A 24960-nucleotide genomic window follows, 5' to 3' on the forward strand; every position below is an offset into this window, starting at 1 on the left:
GAAGAATTATTCCTAAGATATTGGAATGGACTGGCGTAATTCCATTGCTCGCCAATCGATTTTCGGTTGGCAGGCAATATCGGTCAGCGATTGTTATTTGATCTCGGCTGGACGATGGCTGGGCTTGGCGTTTCTTTGTATCGGATCTTCGCCGGCACACCGACCGCAATAGCTCCTGCCGGCACATCCTTGACGACGACGGCATTCGCTCCGATCACTGCGCGTTCGCCGATGACAACGGCGCCGAGGATTTTCGCACCCGCGCCCACGTCTACTCCATTATGCAGGATCGGCACGTCGTTCGGCTTGTCGGCTGATTTGTTGCCGATCGTCACGCCTTGACGCAGACGAACATCATTGCCGATCCGCACCTCGGAATGCACGATAATCGATCCGAAATGCTCAATGACGCATCGCTCGCCGATCTTCGCGTTTGCTCCGATATATATCCCGAAAAAGATCTCGGAAAATTTGATAAGAAAGACATGAATGACTTTCAGCGGCAGACGGATAGGCGCGAACTTGATCGAACGTACAGCGCTTCCGTATCTGTGAAAGGCAAGCGCCCAGAAGCCTTGTGAGATCAGGGCTCTCTTATGACTTCGAAAGTCTCCAGCTATTTCTCTAAACATGACGACTCGCTTCCTTGGAAAACTACGCCTTTTTCCAGGCTCTTATCATTCGCGCTCTGTTCCACCATCCACGCAGGGCATCCCGGTCGAGCAGCCCGATGCCGACGACATAAGTCGCGACGAACAGCATTCCGAGCATCATCGCCTTCAGTAATATGGGGTAATCGGGTGAGATGGCATATGACCTTGTCAAATGAACCGCGGCCAAGGCTGCGAGGGCCGACAAGAAGAAAGCCCCACACTTGCTGATAATTGTTTTTACAGAAACTTCAGTTTTGTGCGATCCGTAAAGTATACCTCCAACAATAACAGTTATATGGCAGCAAACATATGCCGTTACAAGTGTAAATACGCTGCTATGTTGAAGAACAGTCAGGATCACGGCAACGAGCAGTGCGGCGCAGCATTGCATCCGGAAAACGACACGCGGCAAGCCCCATGCATTCAGCATGACTTCATTGCAGTAGCCGATCGATTGGGCCGCTCCGAGAATTGCCGCCAAGAACATGATGTAATCGGAATCTATGCCGTTGCTTCCGAAGCAGATGCGGGCGATCTCCGGCGAAAGCGCGGCAATCGAGATGAAGGCCGGCGCGGAGATCATCGAAAGTGAGCGCAGGCTCGTATAGAACGCCTCCCTGAGGAGTGGTGGGCGGTCAACCAGACGGGAAAAGTGCGGAAGATTGACGTCGACCATTACGGCGGTCAGCATTTGTGCGACTACCGCCGGAACGCGCGATCCCATGATATAGAGCGCGAGAGCGGCCGGCCCGAAAAAGATCGGAATAACGATCTCGATCATTCGAAGGGAGGCGTAGTTGAGTACGCGAGACCCGAAGATGCCTAGAGCGTAATGGAGAACGTGCTTCATTCCGGCGATCTGCGGGGCGGCAGGCCGCAACACAGGTGGGTACCAGAGAAAGGCGACGTTGATGACAGTGGTCGCCAGCAACTGACCGACCATGCTGTAGACGCCGAAGCCCAGAAAAGCCATGGCCAGTCCGGTCAGCGCGCCGAATACGGTTGATGCCAATGAGCGGAAGGCGAGGCGCTTGAACTGAAACTCCTTGCGGAGCAGGGCCTGCGGAACATACCCAAAGCTGTTGAGGACGAGCGAGAGACCGACGAGTTGCAGAACAGGCTCTATGCCCGTCACGCCCAGCAGGCCACCGATTTCGGGGGAGAAAAGCGTCAGGAGCGCATAGATAAGGACGGCGAGGCCGAAGTTCAGGATCAGGATGCTCGTCGTCATGCCGCGCGTGATGTCCTGCGTACGGACGATTGCGTCGCCGAAACCGTTATCGGCAAACAGCTCCGTCAGCGACACCAGCGCATAGGCTGCCGCAAACATCCCGATCTCGGTTTTATCGAGAATCCGGGCCAGCACGAAAAAGGTGAGGATGGTGCCAAAGCGCGGTCCCCAGTTGCGAACAGCTGACCAGAGTACGGAACTACGATTCATGCGCGCCTCGTTTTGGCATTGAGCGAAGACGTGAAGGGCTTCTTACCGCGGTTATGCATTCCGCACCGCAGCAATATAGCGCGAAAGCGGCAGCTTTCCGCTCATGACCAAGGTTGCGCCGACAAGAAGTTTGCGTATGAAGGCGACTATTCCGGGAAGGCTGCGGCTCTTGTGAGCGGCGATGGCGTAGAGCGTCCCCGGGAAATATTTCGGCTTGAGGCTTGGATCGTGATCCCGATGGCCGACGAGCGCGGCATCTGTGAAAAGTGTGCCACGGGCGAGATAAAAAGCCCGTATCGCGTAGTCGGTATCCTCGCCGCCGTTGAGACGGGCACCGACTCCCAATGTTTCGTCGAATGCCGCCAAGTTCGGCAGAAGCCTTCCGCGGAAGAAGAATGTGTTCGACGATGCTCTCGATATCACTTTCTGCAATGCCGGGGCTTCCGTTGCCAGAACACTTCGAATCTCGGGTGTTGAGCTATAGCGGCAGAACCAAAAATCAATCTCTGGCTTCGCTGAAAATAGATTAGCAACCAAAGTTAGAATTTTTTCCGGGTACCAACAATCGTCATCGGGGAAAGCATAGATGCTGTCGGCGGTGACGACGCCGGCCTTGACCACTTCCTGAAGCAGGAGATTGCGAGCCGCCGAGAGCGAAATCTGATGATTGATGCGTCGTGTGCTGATCCAGTCAGGAAAGGCGGGATCGGCGGCGTCGTCAGGAACATTCTGCAGAAGAAGATAAAGGTGGACATCGATCGAAGGATCGGCGGCTTTCGCGCTCGCGATCGAATCGATCATTCTCTGGAGATGCTCCGAGCGACCCTGCTTTAGATTGCTTGTCGAGAAAAGTGTGATTTTCGGCATGACTACTCTATTGTTCGAGAATATGTCAGTAGAGCTGTTTAATCTTCAGCAAGCGGCACGGTCTGCGGCCCTGATCTTGCGGTGCAACATAGACATTGCGGTCTGGGTTGAAAAGGAGAAAATGGGCGGTGAGGGTTAACTTTGCCGCAAACATCGCCTTATGGTTATCTGCCACGAACAGCACAGCCAATCACCGGAACTGGAGAGATAGATGCCTATGGCTTCAAAGCCCCGGCGGAAGAAAGAGCCTTTCAATCGCGTCGTAATGTGGCTGATTTTTGCCTTCCTCTTATTCACCGTTCCGGCCGCCGCTGAAGAGCCGCTTCACTATCTTTTCGATCTGCCACCTGCCAAGGTTCAGGATGCCGGTGCGGGCAAGAAACCGCGTCCTTTCATATGCCCGGTACCGGTCGCGCCATTGATCGACATGAGCAAGCTGTTCAGCTTTTATAAGCCAAGCTACACGCAGTCGGAGGTCGATCCGGTCGCGATGAAAGCCTTCGCAAAGCGCCTGTGGCCGACGGGCGCCGTGACCAAGAGCATGCTGGACATGATGCAGGCAGCACTCGACGTGCCAAAGCAGCGAAGAAACGCCGCCAACTGTATCGTTCGACAGACCCGCGTCTGGGCGGATGCCAATGCGCTTCTGGGCGGTGTCGAGGACAATGATCCGCTCGGGCATCGTCAGGCTGTTCTCGCCGGGGGCTGGACAACGATTTCGTTTTCGAACGCCTACGCGGTGGCAAAGGAAATCGCACCACCCGCCGCCTCTGCCGACGCGCCTATCAGGGCGTGGTTTGTCAAGCTTTCGGATATGCTCGTTGCAGAATTCACGCCGGCGCCGCGCGAGCCCAAATATGTTTGGCTCGATGGCAATAGCAACCACCGATACTGGGCTGCGGCTGCGGTTGGCCTGATGGCTGTTCACCTGCAGGATCGCAAGCGGTTCGACTGGTCGATGGATATTTTGAAGTCGGCGCTGGATGAAGCACCCTATGACGGCGGATTGCCGCGCGAACTCTCCCGCGGCGGGCGCTCGCTGAAATATCAGAATTTCGCCATGGATGCGATCGCGATCCTGGTGCGGCTTGCCGATGTCAACAACGTCACGCTTACGCCCGACCAGGAAAAGAGGCTGCGGGCAATCGCCAGCTTTGCCGCAACGATGTATCTCCATCCCGACCAATTGGAGGCACGGATAGGCTACCCTCAGGAGGTCGAGCCCGGCATGGTCACCTGGATCGATGTCCTGTTGCCCCATTTCAGGAGCCGCGATCCCGAGCTCTCCGAAAAGCTGGATGAGATAGCGCGGCCCCTGCGGCCGATGACCAATACCTTCGTCGCCTTACCTGCGACCCGTCTCTTCGAAACCGGGGACAGCGACTAGCTGGCTAACACCTATGCCTTTCGGACATTCGTGCCGCTCTTTCTCTGATCGGCAGCACGTTCGGCTTCAGGGATGTCGGCGAACAGAAAACGTCCGTAAGGGCCGACCTCGATGTTTTCACGAATGATCGTTGCCGGATTGCCGGCGGCGATGCAGCGCGACGGTATGTTCTTGGTCACGACGCTTCCCGAGCCGATGACGCACTCGTCCCCGATCTCGACGCCCGGAAGGATTATGCTTCTGGCGCCGATAAAGCAGTGCTTGCCGATCTTCGTGTTGCGATAAAGCCCACGCGTTCTGTCGTGCGTGAGAATGGCCACGTCGAACGCGACATACGACTTCTCGCCGACATGAATGCCCTTGGGATAGGTCTTGTCCAGGCGAACGCTCAGTGAAAAGGTCGCCGTCGGATGGATATTCATCCCCCAGAACCGTGTATAGTAATGGTACTTAGCCTTTACCAAAAGCGATCTCAGCCAGAGGAATTTGTTCAAGCTGCGTGCCATTAAACACCATCTCCTTGTTGCGCGAACATCTCAGTTCTGTCGGTGCCGAACGCCGGGCATATAAAGCATGGACAACAAGCCGGTGGAAGCTGCTTTGTGTGCAGTGCCACAAAAAGCTTTGGATTGTCCGTTGTCATTTGCCTGGCGTCTCCGCGAATTTCTGTTAGCGTCGCGATGCCATCAGGGCGGGCAGGGTATCCAGCCACCGTCCTGACGGGTCTGGCCGCTCAATTATGCCACAAGAGATCCGAATAGGCTTTACTTCCGCCCTTTAACGCCAATGCATTTTCGCATCGCAGGAACCGATATGAATGAGACATAGTGTTTTTCGTGTTGTCTGCATCGTCGTTTCCGTCCTCCTCCTCGTCGTTTCGCTCCAATACGTCTCCTATATATGGCCCTTGGCGATTGTCGGTGCACTGCAGATGCAGATCGGCTTTGCGTGCCTTGCCATCATCCTTCTGTCCGCTCTCTCCGTCCGGCGTTGGTATAGCCTGCTGCTCGGAGCGGCTTGCGTCGTGTTGATTGCCCACCCGATCCTGATGCTCAGGGAATTTGCTCAGCCGCCTGTACCGGGTGCGGTGCCAGCCTTACGCTTGCTGTCGATCAAGATTGTTGACGAAAAGGTGGACGACGCGGCCTTGCAGCAGACGATTGAAGGGGCCAACGCCGACATTCTTATTGTGACAAGTGCCAGTTCTCTTGCCAGCCGGCATGATCTCGCCCGCCAATCCTATCCATTTCGCATCGGCTGCGAGGATCCGGTCAATGCACGCTGCACCGTCATGCTTCTCTCGCGCCGGCCTCTTGCGGATCCTCGTTTCCAGGAGTTGAGCCCTATTGGAAGTGAGTTGGCTGCCGCTTCCATTTCCATTGATGGAACGCGCGTCCGCGTTTTCGCCACTCGTCTTTCCAAGATGTGGTTCGATACGTTCCATAGCTTCGAACTCTTCACTATCACCCGTGTGCTCCGGGGCACTCGCGAGCCTGTCTTGCTGGCCGGAGATTTCAGTGCGCCCGTCATCGTGCCGGACATGCGCTGGTTCCTTGGCAACAACAGGTTGCGCAATGCCTATCCGGAGCCGGCCACCTGGCCAGTCGCTTTCGGCCCTCTCGGCATCAGTAACGATCATGTCTTTTTCAGAGCGCCGCTGTCCGTCCTGTCCCTCAAGCGGACCGATGAAAGAGCGCAATCGGGATACATTTCGCTTCTTTCTGATGTCGCAATCACGACGGAGTGAGATGCGCGCTACGCGGGAAGTTTTCGCCCCGCAATTGCGATATGCTCAAAATTATTCAAAAAAAACCGATAGTTGATTAAAGCTTTAATTGTTGTTTGGTGCCAATCTTAAACCCGTGGCCCTCAAAATAGCTCCTACAGCACTGATGCTTCTGGAGATTTTGATGCCCAGCACGATCTACCTCGATACCACAGCCGGCGAGACCGAATTGCGCAAAGCGCTTGCGACCGTTGCCAATGGCGGCGGCACGGTTGTGCTGGCAAAGGATGCCGATATCACGGTCAGCAAGGCGATCTATGTCGCAATCGGATCAGGCGATGTCACCATAGATCTCAACGGCGGCACCCTGCATCAAGTCACGGCTACCGAGAGAGTTCTCGGTGTTGGGGGAGCGGAATCGCCCCTACAGAGCGTCACGCTCGGATCCGACGCATCGAACAATGCAACCATCACCTATGCAACACTGCCGCAGAACATACAGGTCGGCAGTTGGATAAAAGTGACTGCAGATGACAGTCTGCCAGGAGACCATATCGACCCCGGTGATGCGGGCCAGACGACGAAGCTTGGGCAGGCGGCCAAAGTCATCGCCATCAATGGCAACACAGTCGTTCTTGAAGGCTCACTCGTCGAGCAGAATCTTTACGCGACCAATGTCCGTGCGACCGTCTATGCCGAAGGCCAGTTTACGATCAAGAACGGCACGATCGATGGCGTGAGCGGCGAATACAGCACGACCGGCGGCGATCTGCTCAACCTGCGCAATCTGGTCGATGCGGTCGTCGACAACGTCACGATAAAGGACGGTTCTGGTGGCATCAACATCGTCAACAACGTCAATGCCCACCTGACCGATATCATCGGCGCCAATCTGTATGCAGCCATTCACACCGGTGCTTCGCTGAACACGCTGATCGACGGCCTCTTCGCCGAACACGTCGGCCAGGCCATCGCGGTTCAAGGCATCGGAACGATAGCAAATGCCGCAAGTGCATCGGCCTATGGCGCCGAAATCAATTTCCTTGCCAAGAATTCGGTCGTCTACGACGCATCGAACTCGGCATACGACTTTCATTCGGAGAGCCGGAACGGAGTCTATACGGATGATCTCTCGTTCTATTCGCGCATGTTCGGCGATTTCCGAGGGATTGGAAATTCCTTCACGAACAGCGGCAGTGTCGGCGACGCCTACGGTATACAGTTCTATGAATATGGCGATGGCGACGCCCGCAATTCGCTTGTCGACAACCTAATCCTGCGTGAAATACAGAACTACGCCTTCATCATATCGAATTCGCCGGAGGCGAATATCGTCAAAAACAGCGTCTTCGAGAGCCTTCTTCAGGGATACAACATCCCTGAGTCGATGGTCAAATTCCTCAATACGGTGCTGCTCACCGGCGTCGTACCCGGAAATGACACCCTTGTCGGCACGGCTGCCGCCGACAAGCTTCTTGGCGGTCTGGGCGCTGACAACCTCTCGGGCGGCGACGGTAACGACTATATCTGGGGCGGTGACAAAGCCGATTTGCTGACCGGTGGGACCGGACACGACCGCTTCGCCTATCATGCGCTGGGCGAAGGCGGAGATGTCATCACGGATTTTCAAATGGGCGCGAATGGCGACGTTATCGATGTATCGGTTCTTGCCGCGCGTTTGGGATGGGGAAGCGGTGACCTGATCGCAGATGGCCATATCCGGGTCATCCAGAGTGGAACGTCAACTCTGGTTCAGGCCAATGACGGTCAGGGCTGGTCGACGCTCGCTTTGTTGCAAAATACGCTTACCGCGGACTTCGATACGCACAATCTCCAGACATCGCTCTCTGCGACCACGCAATGGGCAGTCGACACGCCTACGTCTCCTTCGACGCCCCCTACGCCTCATACAGGCACGGACAAGGCCGATAGTTTCGTCGCCGGCAAAGGCGCCGATCTCTATTACGGTTCCGCCGGTGATGACAGTTACGTCTTCAACGATGCCCGCGATCACGTCACCGGCGAATTGGCCGACGGCGGCAAGGATACGATATGGTCTTCCGTCGGCGTCGATCTCCGCGGCGAGTCATTCGTCGAGAATTTGCGGCTTACCGGGACCGCCGAAATCAACGGTATCGGCAACGCTCTCGCCAACATGATTAGCGGCAATGCCCAGAGCAATACGATCGCTGGCGCCGGCGGCGTCGATTCTCTTTATGGAGGTGGTGGAGCAGACACGTTCTACTTTGCCGAGATGGGGGCGGCAAACAAGGATACGATCTGGGACTTCAGTGACGACGATAAGCTCATGCTATCGGAGTCGGTATTTGCCGGGCTCGATTCAAACGGCGATCATATTCTTGATGAGGCGGCATTCACGATCCTGACCAAGGTCGGAGCATTTACGACGAGCAGCGGACCGCAAGTGATCTACAATTCGGCAAGCGGCGTAGTCTCCTACGATGCGGACGGATCTGGCGGGAAGGCGGCGCAGGACATCGCTTTTATCGGCGCGAACAAGGCGTTCTTCGGTTATGACGACGTGATATTGACCTACTGACCTCGGATAGGCGGGGCAATCGATCTCTAGTCCCGCCTGGATGTTCGCTCATCAGCGAGGTTTCGTCCAATTTAGGGCTGATTTGGCGTAGATAGATCAACAAGTGCTAAGTTCTTTTATCTTTTGGCTTTCCTGCTGTGTTTGTTACGTCTCTTGAAAGGCATGTTGACGTTAATTTTGTTGAGAGATTCTATTTTACCCAAAATTTATTTTATTTTAGGTTCGGGATCGGAGGCGCGACCTTGCTGTCACAGTGTCGCATATCTTTTAAGACGTTTCTGTGATGTTACAGAGAAGATCGCTGGAGGAGTATTACCTTCGGGCGCTGTTCAGAAGGTGTGGAAGATTTGAATAAATTGATAGCTGGCTTTGTGCTGCCGCAGAACAAGACCACCGGTGCCGAGGCTTTCTCGCGCTGCAAGAGCGCGTTCGTGGTGGTCGCACTGGCAAGCGCCCTGGTCAATATTCTATACCTGACCGGCTCGTTTTTCATGCTGCAGGTTTATGATCGCGTCATTCCCAGTCGCAGCATTCCCTCGCTCATCGCTTTGTCACTGCTGGCGCTTCTTCTCTACGTTTTCCAAGGTGTTTTCGAAGTCCTGCGCGGTCGTATGCTCGTGCGCATTTCCGGAGTCTTCGATGAGGTGCTGAGCGGACGTATTTTCAACTCGGTCATGATCGGATCGGTCAAAACAAGGGTTGACGGCGACGGACTGCAAACCCTTCGTGATTTCGATCAGATCCGCAGCTTCCTTTCGAGCTCCGGTCCGGCGGCATTTCTCGACCTGCCCTGGATGCCCATCTACATCGCGATATGCTTTATGTTTCATCCGATCATCGGCGTCATTGCCATCGGAGGCGCATTGGTTTTGGTCGCGCTGACAGTCCTCACCCATAGAGCGGCGCAGGTGTCCACAAAACAGGCGACCGAACTCGGCAATCGGCGCAATGCCTATCTCCAGGCCGCCCAGAGAAATGCCGAAGTCGTCCAGGCCATGGGAATGAGAGACGATCTGGCAGACAGGTGGCTCGATCAGAATAAAGCCTATCGGATGATGTCGCGTTCAGGGTCCGATACCAGCAATGTCTATTCCACCATCTCCAAGATCTTCCGGGCAGTCTTGCAGTCTGGCGTGCTCGCAACTGGCGCCGTTCTGGTCATCGAGAATCAAGCAACGGGGGGGATCATTATCGCGTCGTCGATCCTCACGTCACGATCGCTTGCGCCTGTCGAACAGGCGATTGCCAACTGGCGGGGATTTGTTTCGGCCCAGCAGTCATGGAAGCGGCTAAAGACAACCTTCCGCGAATTGCCGGAGAATACGACGCCGCTCAGGCTACGCGCACCTTATCGCCAACTGACTGTAGAGCAGCTCGTGAGCGGCCCTCCCGGCAGGCAGGACTTCACCATCATGGGGATCAGCTTTTCGCTCGATGCGGGTAGCGCAGTCGGGGTGATCGGCCCCAGTGCGTCCGGTAAATCGTCGCTCGCCCGCGCGATTACGGGAATCTGGCCTGCCTATCGCGGTTCAGTTCGGCTTGACGGTGCTGCGCTCGATCAATGGGATGACACTGCCCTCGGCGCGCATATCGGCTACCTTCCACAGGATATCGAACTCTTCTCGGGTACCGTCGCCGAGAATATCTCCCGGTTTCAGCAAAATTCGGAGGCCGAAGCGGTTATAGCTGCTGCCGAGATCGCCGGCGTGCACGAGATGATCCTGCGGTTGCCGAACGGATATGAAACCCAAATTGGTCCAAGTGGCTCGATGCTGTCTGCCGGCCAACGGCAACGCGTCGCACTGGCGCGCGCGCTTTACAAGGATCCTTTCCTTGTTGTGCTGGACGAGCCGAATTCCAATCTGGATGCTGAGGGAGAAGCCGCACTCGCAGAAGCTATTCTCGCCGTGCGCCGGCGCGGCGGCATCGTCGTCATCATCGCACATCGGCCCAACGCGCTTGCCGGTTGTGACTACGTTCTGATGATGAAGGATGGTAAACTTGCGGCATTCGGGCCCAAGGATGAAGTGCTTGCCAAGGTTCTGCGGCGGGAAATCAAGCCGATTCCTGCAGAACGATCGACCTTGAAAATTGTTGGCGATTCCCAGGAGCAGTGACATCGTGACGGTATCTGAATCTCAGCGATCGCTGCGGCGCCATTCGGTGATGGTCGTCGCCATGGCAATCCTGCTCGTCGGCAACATCGGGGGGTGGGCAGCGACAACGACGCTTTCAAATGCTGTCGTCGGCGAGGCGACGGTTGTAATCGATGATAACGTGAAGAAGATACAGCACCTCGTTGGTGGTATCGTTTCCGAAATCTCGGTCAGCGAAGGCAGCCATGTGAACGCGGGCGAGGTCTTGCTGAAGCTCGACGGGACTTCTGTCAAAGCCAATCTCGGGATCATCAACAGTAATCTTGCTCAGCTTTATGTCCGGAGAAGTCGTCTTGAGGCGGAGCGGCTGGGGCAGCCCAGTTTTTTCAATGGACGAACTGGAGGCAAAGGGCGTCGATCTCGAGGCAAACAAGCTGCTGATTGACGGCGAAATGCAGCTTTTCAAGACGCGCCAATCTTCGATGGTCGGACGCAAAAAGCAGCTTGAAGAGAAGATGGCCCAGCTTGACGAGGAAATCAAAGGCGACACCATACAGCTGCAGGCGATCGACGACGCCACCACACTTGTCAACGAAGAGCTTGCTGCAACGGAAGAGCTTTATGAGAAGAAGCTCGTGACCATGCAAAAGATAAACAGTTTGAAACGCCAGAAGGCCGACCTTGATGGCAGCCGCGGTAGCCGGGTTGCATACCGTGCTCAGGCAGAGGGCAAGATTGCCGAGATCAAACTGCAAGTTCTTCAGCTTGATGCGGATCAAAGTGCTGAAAATTCCAAGGACCTCACGGATGTCGAGGGCAATATTGCCGAGATGGAGGAGCGCCGCATCGCTGCTCTCGATCAGCTTCAGCGGCTGGATTTGAAGGCGCCGCTGAGCGGCCGAATTTACCAGCTTTCCGTCCATACGCTTGGCGGCGTCGTCACGCCAGGCGAAACGCTCATGCTGCTGGCGCCGGACAATCGTGCACTCACGGTCGAGGCAAAGATTGCAACGCGCAACATCGATCAGGTGCATGTCGATCAGGATGTCGACATTCGATTTACCGCATTCGATCAACGATCGACGCCTGAAGTTCAGGGCAAGGTCCTGTCTGTATCTCCAGATGCCATCACCGAAGAGCGCACAGGTGCAAAATATTATCCGGTGCGTATAAGACCGGAACCCGAAAGTCTCGCAAAGCTGCAGGGCATGAAGCTCTACCCCGGCATGCCGGCTGAAATCTTTATCAAGGTTGCCGATCGCTCCGTCATATCCTATCTGACCAAGCCGCTAACCGACCAGATGAAGCACACCTTCCGCGAGGAATAGCCGCCGGCCGGGCTGCGCTGGGGACAGAAATATAATTGCCAATCGGGCAGAGCGACAACGGTTGACGCGCGACAGCTTCTGGATTTCCAACTCAGCGAATGAACAATAAAATAAAGCCGCATGAGAGCACCTCATGCGGCTTTATTTATTGTCTGCCTGTCTCCGGAGATCAGCCCTGTCGCTTCACCTTCTTGTAGGCAGCGATCAGATTGGGGATCTGATACGGCCATGCAAGGCTGCTTGCGACACGCTTCCGGCCGATGGCGCCCATCCGCGCACGCTCTTCCGGGTTTTCGAGGAGGGCTACGATTTTCTCGGCGAAATCCTTCGCATCGTTAGCCTTCGCGTAAAGCGAGGCTTCCTCGGCACTGCGCCTGCCTTCGGTGACATCAAACTGAACGATCGGCTTGCCGAGTGCCATGTATTCGATGATCTTGTTCATCGTCGACTTGTCGTTCATCGGGTTGACGCGGTCAGGATTGACGCAGACGTCAGACGTCGACAGCACCTCGAGAAGATCATGGTCCGAGACGCGTCCTGTGAAGGTCACGCACTCCGAAAGGCCCATTCTTTCCGCATCGGCAGCAAGGCCCTTGGCACTTGGGCCGCCCCCGACCAGAACGAATTGAATGTCATCGCGACCCATCTGGTTCTTGATATAGGCCACGGCATCGAGAAGGATATCGACACCTTCCTGAGCGCCCATCACGCCTACATACCCAACGAGGTACTTTCGGCCCTTCTTGAGTGCTTCGTTGGGCTGTACTGCTACGAAACGCGAGAGGTCCGGTCCGCTTCTGACAACGTAGATATCGTCGGCTTTCTTGCCGCCGCGCACTTGGGCAATTTCGCGATAGCTCTCATTTGTAGAGATGACGACGCGAGCGCTCTTGAAGGTGATCCACTCGAAGCAGCACATCAATCTCCAGAAAAAGCCGCGCTTTTCATACTTGGCTTCGTAGAGCTCTGGATTGATGTCGTGATGGTCGAAGATGTACGGAACACCGAAGAGCCGGAACTGCCACGCGACCAGGAAGATCAGATCAGGCGGGTTGCAGCCGTGAACTGTGTCGAAGCCGTGACGGAAGAAAATCTTCCAGGCAAGGACGGTTTCCCAAAAAAGCGCGACGCCGTATTCGAGCAGGTAGCCTAACGCCCCGCTCGCATCGAGCGGCAGGGGATGCCGGTAAACATGGATCCCCTCGATGTATTCGTAGCGTTCGGTGAAGCCCTTTCCAGTCGGGCAGATGACGCAAACTTGCGCACCTGCTGCGGTCAAGGTCCGGGCTTCCTGCCAGACGCGACGGTCGAAGGGAACCGGCAGGTTCTCGACGACGATCAGCACTTTTCGCCCCTTCAAGGGCAAGGCACTGAGATCTGTCGCATCATCCGGGGCCATATCGATTGTTTCTTGAATTGCCATCGATTGCCTACTCTCGGTAATTCTCAAAGAATCGGCCTCCGGAGAGGCCGACGGCGTGTCTTTGCTTCTTAGTGCAGCGTATTTGTGTCAACTGTTTTAGCAGCCTTCACATCTATCTTTGCCAAACTTCCGTTTGTATCGATCACCAGATCGTATTCGGTGCTTTCGGCTTCTTCCTTCGACACCATGATTTCCGAGATGGATGGAAGATGCGAGAAGGCGTAGCCCATGTTCTGACCGAGCAACTGTGTCGGCTTGACGGCGGGATCGTAGATGCTGAGCTTGTAGCCTGAGGTGATCAGCTTATGTGCCAGGTTAAGCTGGGGGCTTTCACGCAGGTCATCGCTTTCTGCCTTGAACGCGAGCCCAAGCATGAGGATGTTTGCCTTCGGCGCGACATCGCGCGTAACGTAGTCGAAGATGAAGCGCTTATGCGCCTCGTTGGAACGCAGCAGTGAATCGACCAGATGGTTGAAAGCGCCGACTTCCTCGGAGATGTGGGCCAGTGCCCTGACATCCTTCGGGAGGCAGGAGCCGCCGAAGGGGCCGCCGGGACGCATGTAATAGGGCGAGATATTCAGCTTGGTATCGGAGACGAAGATCTTGTGTACCGTCTGAGGGTCGATATCGAGTTGCACGCAGACGCGGCCGATTTCGTTGGCGAACGCGACCTTGACCGCGTGCCAGGTGTTGTCGACGAATTTGGTGAACTCGGCTTCGCGGTAGCCGGTGACAAACATCGGCGCACTGATATTCTTGTAAAGTTCAGTCATGCGCTCGGAGGGCTGGCCGTTCTGAGTGCCAACGACGATCTTCGGCGGATTGAAGTAATCCTTGATGGCGACGGACTCGCGGAGAAATTCAGGGTTGTAGACGATTTCAACCGACTTCCCGAAATCCTTGCCAAGATGGGCCTTGAAGATCGGTGCAATCAATCCGTCGATCGAACCCGGGCGGATCGTGCTGCGGAAAACGACGGTCAACGGCTTCTCACGACCGACGTTCACGCCCAGAGCAATCTGACGCGAGACTTCGGCAATGAACGTCATGTTGTGCGAGCCGTCGGCTGCACTCGGCGTGCCGACGCAGACAATGGCCAGGTCGCATTCCGAAAGCAATGTGCCGACCTTGGAGACGACAGTCAGGCGATTGTCAGACAGACCCGATGCCAGGAGGTCGTCGAGGCCTGGCTCATAGATCGGCGAATGACCGGAGAGAATGAGCTTTACCTTGTCTTCGTGAGGTTCCACGCCGACGATGGAATGACCTTCTTTGAGCAGGCAACCGGCACCTGTGAGGCCGACATAGCCAAGGCCAAAGATTGCAATTTTCATTCGCACGCTCCTGCTGTTTGTGATTGTGCGGCGATAGCCGAAAATTTACATCGATTACGCAACCGCAAAAAAATGAACGTTTTGCCGATGATCAATTTCGATCACATTTGTATAGTGCATATGACATTTTCGAAATAGCCATTCTGGGGATTTTTTCGAAAACTCAAAAGCGAAGTTCCGATCATCGCTGACAGAGAGTTGTTTTTAAACGCTTTTTTACAAAAGTCAGCTTACTTTCCCTCTGTTCCTCTTGTGTGCATCGATGCTGGCGGACAGTTTTTTGGCCGTCTGCCGCAGTAATGATAACGCCGCCGAAGGGCAGTGTGCAATGCAGCATATATAGGGTATTTGGAGGCTGGCAAGGTCGCCCTCAGCACGTGGATTTGTGCTGCGCCGTACCAAATCGCGATTCGGAGGAGGACAAAACCTGTTCTTGAAGGCGACCGGAAATTTGGACGGATAGATCCGTCTTCGCAGCGCCCCACATGATGTGGGAGGGTGGGCAAAATCAAATCAGGCACAAGAATGCCTGCATCAAATGACCTCACTTTGCAGCGAAGCCATTTGAATGCAGGACTTCTCTAGTAGCGATTTGAATAGAAAGCGCCTGCTGCCAGCAGCTTCAGAGCACGCGTGACATTCTGTGGGCCTGCATTCGCCGCCAGGCTCTTCCACGCATGTTTAAAGCCCATGGTGGGGGAGCCGATCGTACGAACGGCAATTTCAGCCATCTTCATCTCATGAGCGGCGATGATAATGTTTCTCTGGCGCTGATTGCTGACGCTCGCCAATATCTTGTCGCGCATCATGTTATGACCAAGGATGAGCTTGTCGATATTGCGCGAAAGCTTGTCATTCCCGTCATAGCTATAGCGCACCATTATTTCACTGGTGCTCATGAGTGGGGCAATCTGCGATAGACGGAACCACAGATCCCAGTCTTCGCAATTCGGTAGGCTTTCATCAAACCCGCCGACATCCACGAAGCTGCTTTTGCGGATCAGCGCCACAGAGGCCGAGCCAAAGATATTTCCCTGGCTGAGGTGTTCGAGCGTGATCACCCGCGGGGGCACGCGGGAAACGCTGGGCCTGTCTATATAGTCGTATTTCATACCGCAGCCGGCGGCCGGGCATTTTTCATCTTCCGTCAGGAGCTTTAGCTGCAGCTCCATTTTTTCAGGAAGCCACTCATCGTCGGAATCGAGAAGAGCAAGCATGTCGCCTGCCGCCGCGCGGCAGCCTTCATTTCTGGCACCAGAGGCGCCCCGGCTTTTGCTCAGGAAAATTGGTTTAATAATTGAATGCTCTTCGGCGAGCTGGCTAATTGCCGCCGGAGTAGAATCTGTCGAGCCGTCATCAACGATGACTATCTCTTCCGGAACTACCGTTTGAGCTAAAATACTCTTTACGGCTCGGATGATCTCGGTAGGCCGATTCTTAACAGGTATTACTGCTGATACAGCGTAAGCCATTAGAATTCCTCGCGAATGAATCCCTACGCCCCGTTCAGGCCTAGAATGGATATTAATATTCCCAAGCGATTGCAACGCCTAAATCTCCGGGGAAATTGGCGACATTGCGGCCTGACTTGGGCCTTCGTCGAGAAATAATGGCAGGCCGGTTGGTGCCCCAAGGCGAGCATCCGCGTGATTAGCGGAGTAAAAACAAATGGCTAAGGCCGCAAACGATGCGCATCGAGATATCATTTATAAGTGAATAAATGCGCGCAGCCGGTCTTGGCGGGCGCCTCCAGCAGCATGTCGCCGGATGGTTTCCACAGGTGAGGAGCTCACGATCGATGGAGGCAATCGAAAATGCATCTGGCGCCATGGGCTCAGCAGAGGGCGCCGGCAAATGGACATTTTCGTGTTGAGGTCTCGAAAGGATCCTTGCGGCGCGGGCTCCTTACTTTGGGCTAAGATCGGGCTAGCTCGCGGCTCAATGATCCCGAAAGTTCGGGCTGTCCCCACCACGCCTGGCAGTTGATGATAACGGGAACTGCATCGCTTCGTCTGCCGCGATGACCGAGATCGGTGTGGCTGGATTATCCCGGTATCTGTTGAGGGACTCGTCTTTTCCCAGTTCGGCGCTTTTGCGTAGCGCGGCGATGGCGACGGAAGCAGGCTGCATCGCGAGAGCTGATGGTTTCGCTCGCGGCTGGTCATCGTACCCAGCGCCCGACGTGTCTTTGAGCCGGGGGTCAGCCATTCCCGTTAGAATATCGACGGCCCAAGACGAATGGACGAAGTCGATCGAACTCTCCGTCGCGAGTGCTGCGGTAGATATTATAATGAACGTGTGTGCCGGACGCCTTGCGCAGTGAAAATCCGGAGCCCGGGTCGGCCTCTTGGTTGCACGTTCCTGGCCCTATTGGCACCCTCCAATATCGCTATTCTTGTAATTCCCTCAGTTGAATATTTTAACGTGCAATAGTTGCGGTATCGCGTAGTTGAATGAAAGTACACCTTAAGCGAGTGATCCCAAATTAAGTATATTTTTATCAGCCCAAATTTGTTCGCAACTTCAGGGTTTACAATATATTAATTATTAAATAGTCAAGGGAGCGAAAGCCGAGGGCGCTTCACTATAAATATCTTACTTGTGTTTCAAAGGGAGAATCGAAATGGCTAACGTTCTGGGTACCAATTCAGACGACACTCTCAAGGGTACGGCTGGAAATGATGAGATTCGTGGGCGCGACGGTAATGACACGATCTATTCTGGTAACGGCGACGACAAAATACTCGGCGGCAACGGCAACGATCTGATCGGCAGCGGCAGCGGAAAAGATGCAATTTACGGTGACGCCGGCGACGACGTAATCAACTCGCGTGAAGGCGACGACTTCGTCTTCGGTGGTGCTGGCAACGACATCATTGCCTCCGGCGACGGCAGCGACCATGTCTGGGGTGGCGAAGGCAACGACGCGATCTACGGCGGCGCAGGCGACGATTTTCTGGGCGGTGGCACCGGCAACGACATCGTGCGCGGCGGTATCGGCGCTGATTTCATCACTGGCGATGCTGGCGACGACCGCGTTTACGGCGACGAAGGCAACGACATCGTTCACGGCAACGAAGGCAACGACCGCGTATACGGCGGCGCCGGCAACGACAAGGTACTTGGCGACGACGGTAACGATTTTGTCTTCGGCGATGACGGCGATGACGATGTCTATGGTGGCGCTGGCGACGATTTCCTTTACGGCGGCGCAGGCAATGATTACCTGGTTGGCGGCACCGGCAAGGACACTTTCGTTTTTGAAAGCGGTTCGGATTATATCGCCGATTTCACCATCGGCCAGGATAAGCTGAAGTTCGGCGCAGCTGGTGTGAGCCAGTACAAGTTTGCTGACATCATGTCGCATGCTGTTCAGGATGGCGCCAACACGGTCATCACCCTTGACTCGAACCATATCGTGACGCTGCAGAACGTTAACTTGTCGGATCTCCACGCTTCCGATTTCCTCTTCGCATAATCGAGAGTCGGAATGGGGTAACCAGTCCGGTCTGGCGTGCAAAAGCGTGATTGGCGGACTGGTGATTAGAAGGTCCAAGGCGGCAGTATCGGTGGATGCTGCCGCCTTAATTGTCGGCAATCAGGCATTGCGCCGGCAACGATTTGACTGCCAATCGGCAGATGATGGTGGCATCTCGCGTGCTTAGCCACGAAATAGCCTGGATAATCTGCCCAAATTCATTACTGGAAAATCAGGACGCTGATTGTGGCGAATGCGCCGGCGCGATGCCTGAAAATTCTGGATCCAGGGACAGCCGGTTGCTTGTCATGCGCCCATTCGCGCGTGATGGTGCATTGCGAAAAATCGAGGATTGAAGATATATAGGTCCTTGAATTTCGATGCGGCAAGCCGAGCACGCTTCTTCCGAAGACGGCCGTATTGCTGAAACCATGCGCTGGTTCGACATAGGACCATACTCAATTCGGTTTGCTGATACCAAAGAGCATATCACTTACGTCCTTCTTAATAAGATGGGTCAATTGGAAGCGATATATGGCATTTAGAACGATCTTCGTCTTTTCTCTTGTGTTGCTGATATTCAATATCGGTGCAGCCCTGCATCTCGCCGGTAGTAATGCCATTGAGAAGTTTTTCTTTATACTTGCTTCCTTTGCAATTCTGTTTCGAGGCCGCCCGGACAGGACGATATTGTCGCTCCTTTTTGGGGAGCTGCTGCTTGTTGTCATTCTTGGTATATCAACGCCCTACAAGGGCTTCAGTTGGTCCGTTTTATTGGTTTCCTTGAACCAGATCATTGTTCTATTTGCTTTGCTCGCCGGAAAAACCAGCTATCGAGATCAGCAACTCATCTGGAAAGTTACCGCATTTCTACCCTTGGTGTGCGTGGTCCTCGGCTTTGCATATCAAGCCGTGGGGATCAAACCCATGATCGCAACAGAGTTTGCGACTGGTGTCCCGCGCTATCTGGGCTCATTGTCGGCGGCGGCATTCACATCCGCGTTGGGAATGTGCGGCGTATTTGCCGCAGTGCAACTCGTCCTCGGCGGTCAGAAAAAATACGTGGTTCTCGTATTGATCAGTCTGCTGGTTCTCGTTGCTGCTGGAGGCAGAGCGACACTGGCGGTTTGTGTAGTGGTGACTGGTGCTTCGGTGCTCGTGCAACGCGGTGTAACCATCACAACCAAGATTTCGTTGGTGGTGATGGGCCTGGTTGGCGGTGTGGCGATCGTGGCGGCGTTCTGGGACAATTTCGCGACGCGCTTTCTGCAAAGCGGCGACAGCGGTCGCGGCATCATGTGGGACTATCTTCGCACCGTCATTGCCCAATATCCTTATACGGGCATCGGCTTCGGTCACCAGTTCTATATCACGCCACACGAAATCGAGGTCATCGTCGGTTCTACCTCAGCTCATAACGACTTCATTCGCCTGTCGGTGGAGCTCGGCAGCACGGGCATGATCATCTTCTATGTGCTGCTGACCCTTGCTGTGCTCAAGGCCAGTTTTCGTGGCGGCCGTCCAAACGTGGTGGCGATGCTCGCCTATTCGGGCTTCCTGTTTCTCTCCAATTCAGACAACGCTCTTGCCTCGCCTCTGGAGTTCCCGCTTATATTCCTTGCACTGTTGGCGGGACATAAGAAGCCCGTTCCCCGAAGGGTGCGCCAGAGACAGGGATTGCCGGCCATGCAGCAGGCCCCACATCAAGTCGCCGCGGCTGCTTCGCCAGGGGAATAATACAAGCTGCGCCAGATCTGATTGGCGGCGATCACTGCTCAGCCGCCATTTCGTCGTGGCCGCAGGTTGAGCTGAAACGGCGGCCGCAAAAACCTGACGGAGGCCCGACGCTTCCGCAAAGCCGCAGCTCTCTTCAATGGATCAGGTTTGGCGTCGCTGCAGACCTTGGGCAGGGCGAGCGTCGGGACGCTCTATCTTCGGTTCTGAAGCAAGGTCGCCCAAATCGGCCGGCGGCAGAATGTGAGGAGCATTGAACCCGGTCCCAGTCACCTTGTGTTTGCAGGTGAGCCGGCGGCTGCAATGATTGGCCGTCTTCTCACGCTCCGTGGTGCGATATAGGCCATACTTTAGCCAAGCCTGAGCGAGGCACTTTAACGGATCAGCTTGTCGGAAGGGGCGCAGATGTCGCGCGGAAGAAGCGGCGGATCGGCTCGTCAAAACAGACCGCGGCGAGATATGCCAACATGATCGCTATGAACATCGTCGCGCCAATCATGGCGAATAAAGCCAGCCCTTCCAGCTTCAGCCGGGCGCATATGTATGTACTGATAAGTACAACCGGCATGTGCGTTATATACAGGGGATAGGATATAAGTCCGGAAAACTTGGCCACAGCTTCGAAACGGGGTGAGGGCTCTCTCACCGCGCCCCACATCACAACGAGCGGAAAGACAAGCAATACACACACCAGTTCAAAGATAAAATTGAACTGGGTGACCGGAAACAGGAAGACCGCGAGCAAGACAACGCTCAGCAATACCGGTGACACGGTCGGGACGTTCCTCAAGCGACCGGCCATCATCAAGCGGCCGAGCAGAACGCCGCCCGAAAAAGAGAATGTTACGCGAATGGCGCCCTCGAAGAGCTCGCTCGAACTGTCCCCTACATCGAAACTGCCGTGATAGGTCACCATTACAATGGCGGCCACCGCCGATGCGGCCAAGACACCTAATAATCTCGGCAGTGTGAGGTAGATCGCAGCCAGCGCATATACCGCGTTGATCGCAATTTCGAAAAACAGCGACCACGCCGGCGAATTGAACGGGAATAGATAATCGTTGCCTTCTACTCGCCCGAACGGTGATATCAAAAACGCGTTCAGCGATGCAAACGCAAATTCCGAAGTATTAAATTCACCTTTGGGTATCATCTTCAATGCAAAAACCGCGGCGCTTAGCGCCATGCCAAGTGCAAAGAGAGGATATAGTCGGCGTAACCGGACTATCATAAATTGCTTGAAGCCCATTCCTTGTTGCAATCGTGCATCATATGCGATTGCAATAACGAAGCCGCTCAGGGCAAAAAAGAAATCTACTCCAAGGTAACCATGGGGCGATAAACGACCAAGGCCGTTTTGCCAAACGATGTGAAAGAAAAGCACCGAGATCGCGACAAGGCCGCGAAGGCCATCGAGCGTCAAATAATGCTGACGAACAGGCATAGTCCTTCACCCGCCATTAAGGTTACGCTGCAGAAGCGATAGCATGCTGCATTAGCGAAAGGAAGCGCAACAATTGTGCGTCGCCGTGTTTGTTGCACCATTCCCCAACCGAGACATTCCTGTTGGAGTCATCGTCCGTTTCGTGGGCATGTGGGCCATATATAGTCTTAACATTTTTCAGCCATCGCCGAGCGTAGCGCGTCCGGAAATAGTTTGATGGTTGGCGATGAAGGAATGCTTTGAACGTCGAAGCTCGTTTTGGCCCGCCAAACCGCCGTCGCGGGCAAGATCCAAAGCCGTTGACTGTCATGCAAATGTCGACTTTGCAGTCATGACTGAGCGACCTTGCAGCGTTTAAAAATCGAGATGGAATCTTATGGATTTACAGATTTATCGTCGTACATTTCTCGCCGGCCTGTTCGCACAATGCGGTTTCTATTTTGTCCAAAACTCTCCGGCGCTTTCTGCTGCCATGCTGTCGACCAGGCGGGATTTGCCCAGCCTTCCGCTCGAAGTTGGAGCAAAGGTTATGGGGCTGGGGCACAGCTTTGTAGCCAATAGTGGTTATACCGTAATCTATCCCGGGAACCCGACGCCTCGTATCGATATTCTGACAGCAAACTGGCTCGGGACTATCGGACCGCTGCGAAACGTCGATAACCGCTTCAATCTTGACTGCTGGTATGATCCGACCGTGCCAACGAAAGCAGCAGTGACAGGCAGAATGGCGGGGGCGATTGCAGGACGCGGCGGCGAGCACATACCGCAAACGCTCGCGCGACTGCCCTGGTACCTTGAGCGGGGGCCCGACATTGTTATCCTGGATATTGGCACCAACGACGTCGCCAGTGACAAGATTACCCTCGAGGATGTGATCGCGCGGTATGAAACGCTCTTGAAGCCGCTGCGAGACGCCGGCATCTGGGTCGTCTGCATGTTGCCCGTCGACCGCATTGGTCACACGGTCGGGGCCTGGCCTGCGAGTGATCCGCGGCATGCCATTAGCAACGGCCTTGCCGACTACATCGTGTCAATCGACGGGCGGGACGGCATCAAGGTTGTTGATGACCGGGCGGTTCTCTCGAAGGCGTTAGCCGAAGGCATCGCAATCACGGAGGACGATGTTCACTTGAATACAGTGGGCCAATGGCTGCGCTATTCCGTGCTTTTGCCCATACTGCGCAAAATGGTGACGGAAGGCGATTTCTACAGCCGGGATGTGACGTTGGCCAACCTTTCGCCGCTTGGCGGCTTCCCGGGTGAGAAAGGCAAACGATTCGGTGTTGAAGGCGTTGTCGCCGATGGCCTTGTAGCAACACGCGGCGCGGGGCAGGCGGATAATATTACCGGCTCAAAGGAAATCGTATCTAGCGGCCTGGAAAGGCAGATCTTTACGATCGATCCCGAGGACAACACAAACGACACTCGGGTATGTACGTTGACGCTGTCCTGGGCCGATATGGACCTGGAGAAACTCGGCCTCTCCGTGGGCGACTGGGTTGAAGCCGGGTTCGACTACGAATTGTCCGAGAGCAATGACTGGCTCGGACTCGAATTTAGTCTCGAGGCGAACAGCCGGCCTGCAATATGCCGTTATGCCGCTGTTGGCGGCATGGTCGTGCGCCTCAACGCCACACAAGATGGACCGAGATTGACAGCGCCGTTGTCCGGGCGGGCAACCATTCCGCGGTTCAGATTGCTTGGATCGGATGATGTCGCAGCTCCGGCAGATTATTTTCGAAGCTCGCTGCGGCCAATCCGTCTTCACTGGAACAAGAACGCCAAGGACAGACTGGTCGCGAAATTTTCACCAATCATCATCCGCAAAAGCACTGATCCCCGTCCAGCCTGGAATCTGTGAGAGACGCCAGCCATCGCTGCATCGGCGTTCGGACCGGTGGATTTCCGATTTGTAGCTGTTGGCTTGAGCGGTAGCGTTCGTCCGTCCCGCAACTCCGCAAAGAGACGACCGCGGCAGGGTGCGGTGCAATCAGCGCGGCAGGTGGCTTAACCTGCCAGCTGGTGCTCGCCTTCACAAACTGGAGGCGGATGAGCGCTGCCATTCCAGAGAATGGGAACAGGTTCAAACTTTTTCGGGTTTCTTGCCGACAGCGAAATAGCCGAAGCCGTATTTGGTCACTTCGTTGACCGGGTAAATGTTCCTGAGGTCGACGATAACCGCCTTTCTCATGATCGTCTTGAGGCGCTTGAGATCGAGCGCACGGAATTCGTCCCATTCGGTGACGATGACGATTGCATCGGCATCGGCGGCGATCTCGTATGGGTCTTTGCCATAGGTAACCGGACCGAGCATATCCTTTGCCGCGTCCATGCCCTCCGGATCGTAGGCGTGCACCGTTGCGCCACCATCGAGGAGAGCCTGGATGATCGTCAGGGACGGGGCATCGCGCATGTCGTCGGTATTCGGCTTGAAGGTAAGGCCGAGGACCGCAATTTTCTTACCGCGCACGTCTCCATCGCAGGCGGCGACAACCTTGCGGCCCATCGCACGCTTGCGATTGTCGTTGATCGCAACAGTGGTCTCGATCAGGCGCATCGGGCTGTCAAAGTCCTGTGCGGTCTTGACGAGGGCAAGCGTATCCTTGGGGAAGCACGAGCCGCCGTAGCCGGGTCCTGCATGCAGGAACTTGTCACCGATGCGCTTGTCCATGCCGATACCCTTGGCGACCTTCTGAACGTCGGCGCCGATCTTTTCGGACAGGTCGGCAATCTCGTTGATGAAGGTAATCTTCATCGCCAGGAAGGCGTTGGCGGCATATTTGATGAGCTCGGAGGTGCGGCGTTCGCAGAAATAGAGCGGCGCTTCATTGAGGTAAAGCGGACGGTAGACTTCACGCATGACCTCGATGGCTCGCGCATCTTCAGTGCCGATCACGATGCGGTCGGGCCTTTTGAAATCGGTGATGGCCGCGCCCTCGCGCAGGAATTCGGGATTGGAGACGACGGAAATATCCTTTTCCGGAAATTCGTCTCGGAAGATGCGCTCGATTTCGTCTCCGGTGCCGACCGGTACCGTGGATTTTGTCACGATTACCGTAAAGCCCCTGACGGCGGCAGCAATCTCGCGCGCCGCTGCATAGACGTAGCTCAGGTCCGCATGCCCGTCGCCGCGGCGAGACGGCGTGCCGACCGCGATGAAGACCACGTCGGCTTCGCCGACGGAAGGAGCGAGATTCTTCGAAAAATCGAGGCGGCCGGCGCTGCGATTTTGCTGGATGATGGCTTCGAGGCCGGGCTCATAGATCGGCACTTCGCCGGCTTCTAGAGCGTTGATTTTGGCTTCGGATTTGTCGACGCAGGTTACATGGTGGCCAAAATCTGCGAAGCAGGCGCCCGAGACGAGCCCAACATAACCCGAACCAATCATCACAATGCGCATGGTGCAACCTTCATTCAACGAAAAGTGGCCCGACCATCAAGGCGGACCACCATCCGTGTTACAGGGGCGGGGAACCAAGTTCAAGACCG

The 24960-nt window shown here is 55.2% G+C and carries 16 protein-coding genes and 1 pseudogene; 8 read left to right on the forward strand and 9 right to left on the reverse strand.

Going from position 1 to position 24960, the window contains the following annotated elements; genetic code table 11:
• Window positions 1–83: 83 nt before the first annotated feature.
• From LVY75_03030 to LVY75_03040, 3 genes are read right to left on the reverse strand one after another with little or no spacing between them, the layout of a single operon-like run.
• On the reverse strand, window positions 84–632 hold the full coding sequence (locus LVY75_03030) for a serine acetyltransferase (protein ID XAZ20954.1): 549 nt from the start codon (window positions 630–632) through the stop codon (window positions 84–86).
• Between the two features lie 22 nt (window positions 633–654).
• On the reverse strand, window positions 655–2094 hold the full coding sequence (locus LVY75_03035; protein XAZ20955.1) for a lipopolysaccharide biosynthesis protein: 1440 nt from the start codon (window positions 2092–2094) through the stop codon (window positions 655–657).
• Between the two features lie 51 nt (window positions 2095–2145).
• Window positions 2146–2895: a hypothetical protein gene (locus LVY75_03040; protein XAZ20956.1), complete on the reverse strand. Its 750-nt coding sequence runs from the start codon at window positions 2893–2895 to the stop codon at window positions 2146–2148.
• Window positions 2896–3172: 277 nt separating this feature from the next.
• On the opposite strand from LVY75_03040, the gene LVY75_03045 reads away from it, so the two are divergent.
• The gene (locus tag LVY75_03045; protein ID XAZ20957.1) at window positions 3173–4348 is read left to right on the forward strand and encodes an alginate lyase family protein; all 1176 of its coding nucleotides are present in this window, start codon (window positions 3173–3175) and stop codon (window positions 4346–4348) included.
• Between the two features lie 11 nt (window positions 4349–4359).
• Here the strand turns inward: LVY75_03045 and LVY75_03050 are convergent, their stop codons facing one another.
• On the reverse strand, window positions 4360–4854 hold the full coding sequence (locus LVY75_03050) for an acyltransferase (protein ID XAZ20958.1): 495 nt from the start codon (window positions 4852–4854) through the stop codon (window positions 4360–4362).
• Window positions 4855–5279: 425 nt separating this feature from the next.
• On the opposite strand from LVY75_03050, the gene LVY75_03055 reads away from it, so the two are divergent.
• The 4 genes and pseudogenes from LVY75_03055 (at window position 5280) to LVY75_03070 (ending at window position 12058) form a co-directional block, all read left to right on the forward strand.
• Entirely contained in the window at window positions 5280–6095 is an 816-nt protein-coding gene (locus LVY75_03055) for a hypothetical protein (GenBank protein XAZ20959.1), read from the forward strand.
• 163 nt (window positions 6096–6258) lie between these two features.
• On the forward strand, window positions 6259–8634 hold the full coding sequence (locus tag LVY75_03060; GenBank protein ID XAZ20960.1) for a hypothetical protein: 2376 nt from the start codon (window positions 6259–6261) through the stop codon (window positions 8632–8634).
• 371 nt (window positions 8635–9005) lie between these two features.
• On the forward strand, window positions 9006–10751 hold the full coding sequence (locus LVY75_03065; protein ID XAZ21302.1) for a type I secretion system permease/ATPase: 1746 nt from the start codon (window positions 9006–9008) through the stop codon (window positions 10749–10751).
• Between the two features lie 49 nt (window positions 10752–10800).
• Window positions 10801–12058: pseudogene (locus LVY75_03070) on the forward strand (HlyD family type I secretion periplasmic adaptor subunit).
• 169 nt (window positions 12059–12227) lie between these two features.
• Here LVY75_03070 and LVY75_03075 read toward each other — a convergent pair.
• The 3 genes from LVY75_03075 to LVY75_03085 all read right to left on the reverse strand — a co-directional run bounded on the left by LVY75_03075 (window position 12228) and on the right by LVY75_03085 (window position 16287).
• Window positions 12228–13481, reverse strand: coding sequence for a glycosyltransferase family 4 protein (locus tag LVY75_03075; protein XAZ20961.1), 1254 nt, complete (start codon window positions 13479–13481; stop codon window positions 12228–12230).
• Between the two features lie 68 nt (window positions 13482–13549).
• The gene (locus tag LVY75_03080) at window positions 13550–14815 is read right to left on the reverse strand and encodes a nucleotide sugar dehydrogenase (protein XAZ20962.1); all 1266 of its coding nucleotides are present in this window, start codon (window positions 14813–14815) and stop codon (window positions 13550–13552) included.
• A gap of 581 nt (window positions 14816–15396) precedes the next feature.
• Entirely contained in the window at window positions 15397–16287 is an 891-nt protein-coding gene (locus tag LVY75_03085) for a glycosyltransferase family 2 protein (protein ID XAZ20963.1), read from the reverse strand.
• Between the two features lie 1151 nt (window positions 16288–17438).
• Between LVY75_03085 and LVY75_03090 the strand changes: the two genes are divergently transcribed.
• A complete protein-coding gene (locus LVY75_03090) occupies window positions 17439–18293 on the forward strand; it encodes a calcium-binding protein (GenBank protein XAZ20964.1) in 855 nt (284 codons plus the stop codon).
• Between the two features lie 534 nt (window positions 18294–18827).
• Window positions 18828–20030: an O-antigen ligase family protein gene (locus LVY75_03095; GenBank protein ID XAZ20965.1), complete on the forward strand. Its 1203-nt coding sequence runs from the start codon at window positions 18828–18830 to the stop codon at window positions 20028–20030.
• Between the two features lie 379 nt (window positions 20031–20409).
• On the opposite strand, the gene LVY75_03100 is transcribed toward LVY75_03095, so the two are convergent.
• Complete coding sequence (locus tag LVY75_03100; protein ID XAZ20966.1) at window positions 20410–21471, reverse strand: acyltransferase; 1062 nt, start codon at window positions 21469–21471, stop codon at window positions 20410–20412.
• Window positions 21472–21847: 376 nt separating this feature from the next.
• On the opposite strand from LVY75_03100, the gene LVY75_03105 reads away from it, so the two are divergent.
• Window positions 21848–23332, forward strand: a complete 1485-nt coding sequence (locus LVY75_03105; GenBank protein ID XAZ20967.1) for an SGNH/GDSL hydrolase family protein — start codon at window positions 21848–21850, stop codon at window positions 23330–23332.
• 222 nt (window positions 23333–23554) lie between these two features.
• On the opposite strand, the gene LVY75_03110 is transcribed toward LVY75_03105, so the two are convergent.
• A complete protein-coding gene (locus LVY75_03110) occupies window positions 23555–24871 on the reverse strand; it encodes a UDP-glucose/GDP-mannose dehydrogenase family protein (GenBank protein ID XAZ20968.1) in 1317 nt (438 codons plus the stop codon).
• Window positions 24872–24960: the final 89 nt, after the last annotated feature.

The organism is Sinorhizobium sp. B11 (assembly GCA_039725955.1).
Taxonomy (GTDB): domain Bacteria; phylum Pseudomonadota; class Alphaproteobacteria; order Rhizobiales; family Rhizobiaceae; genus Rhizobium.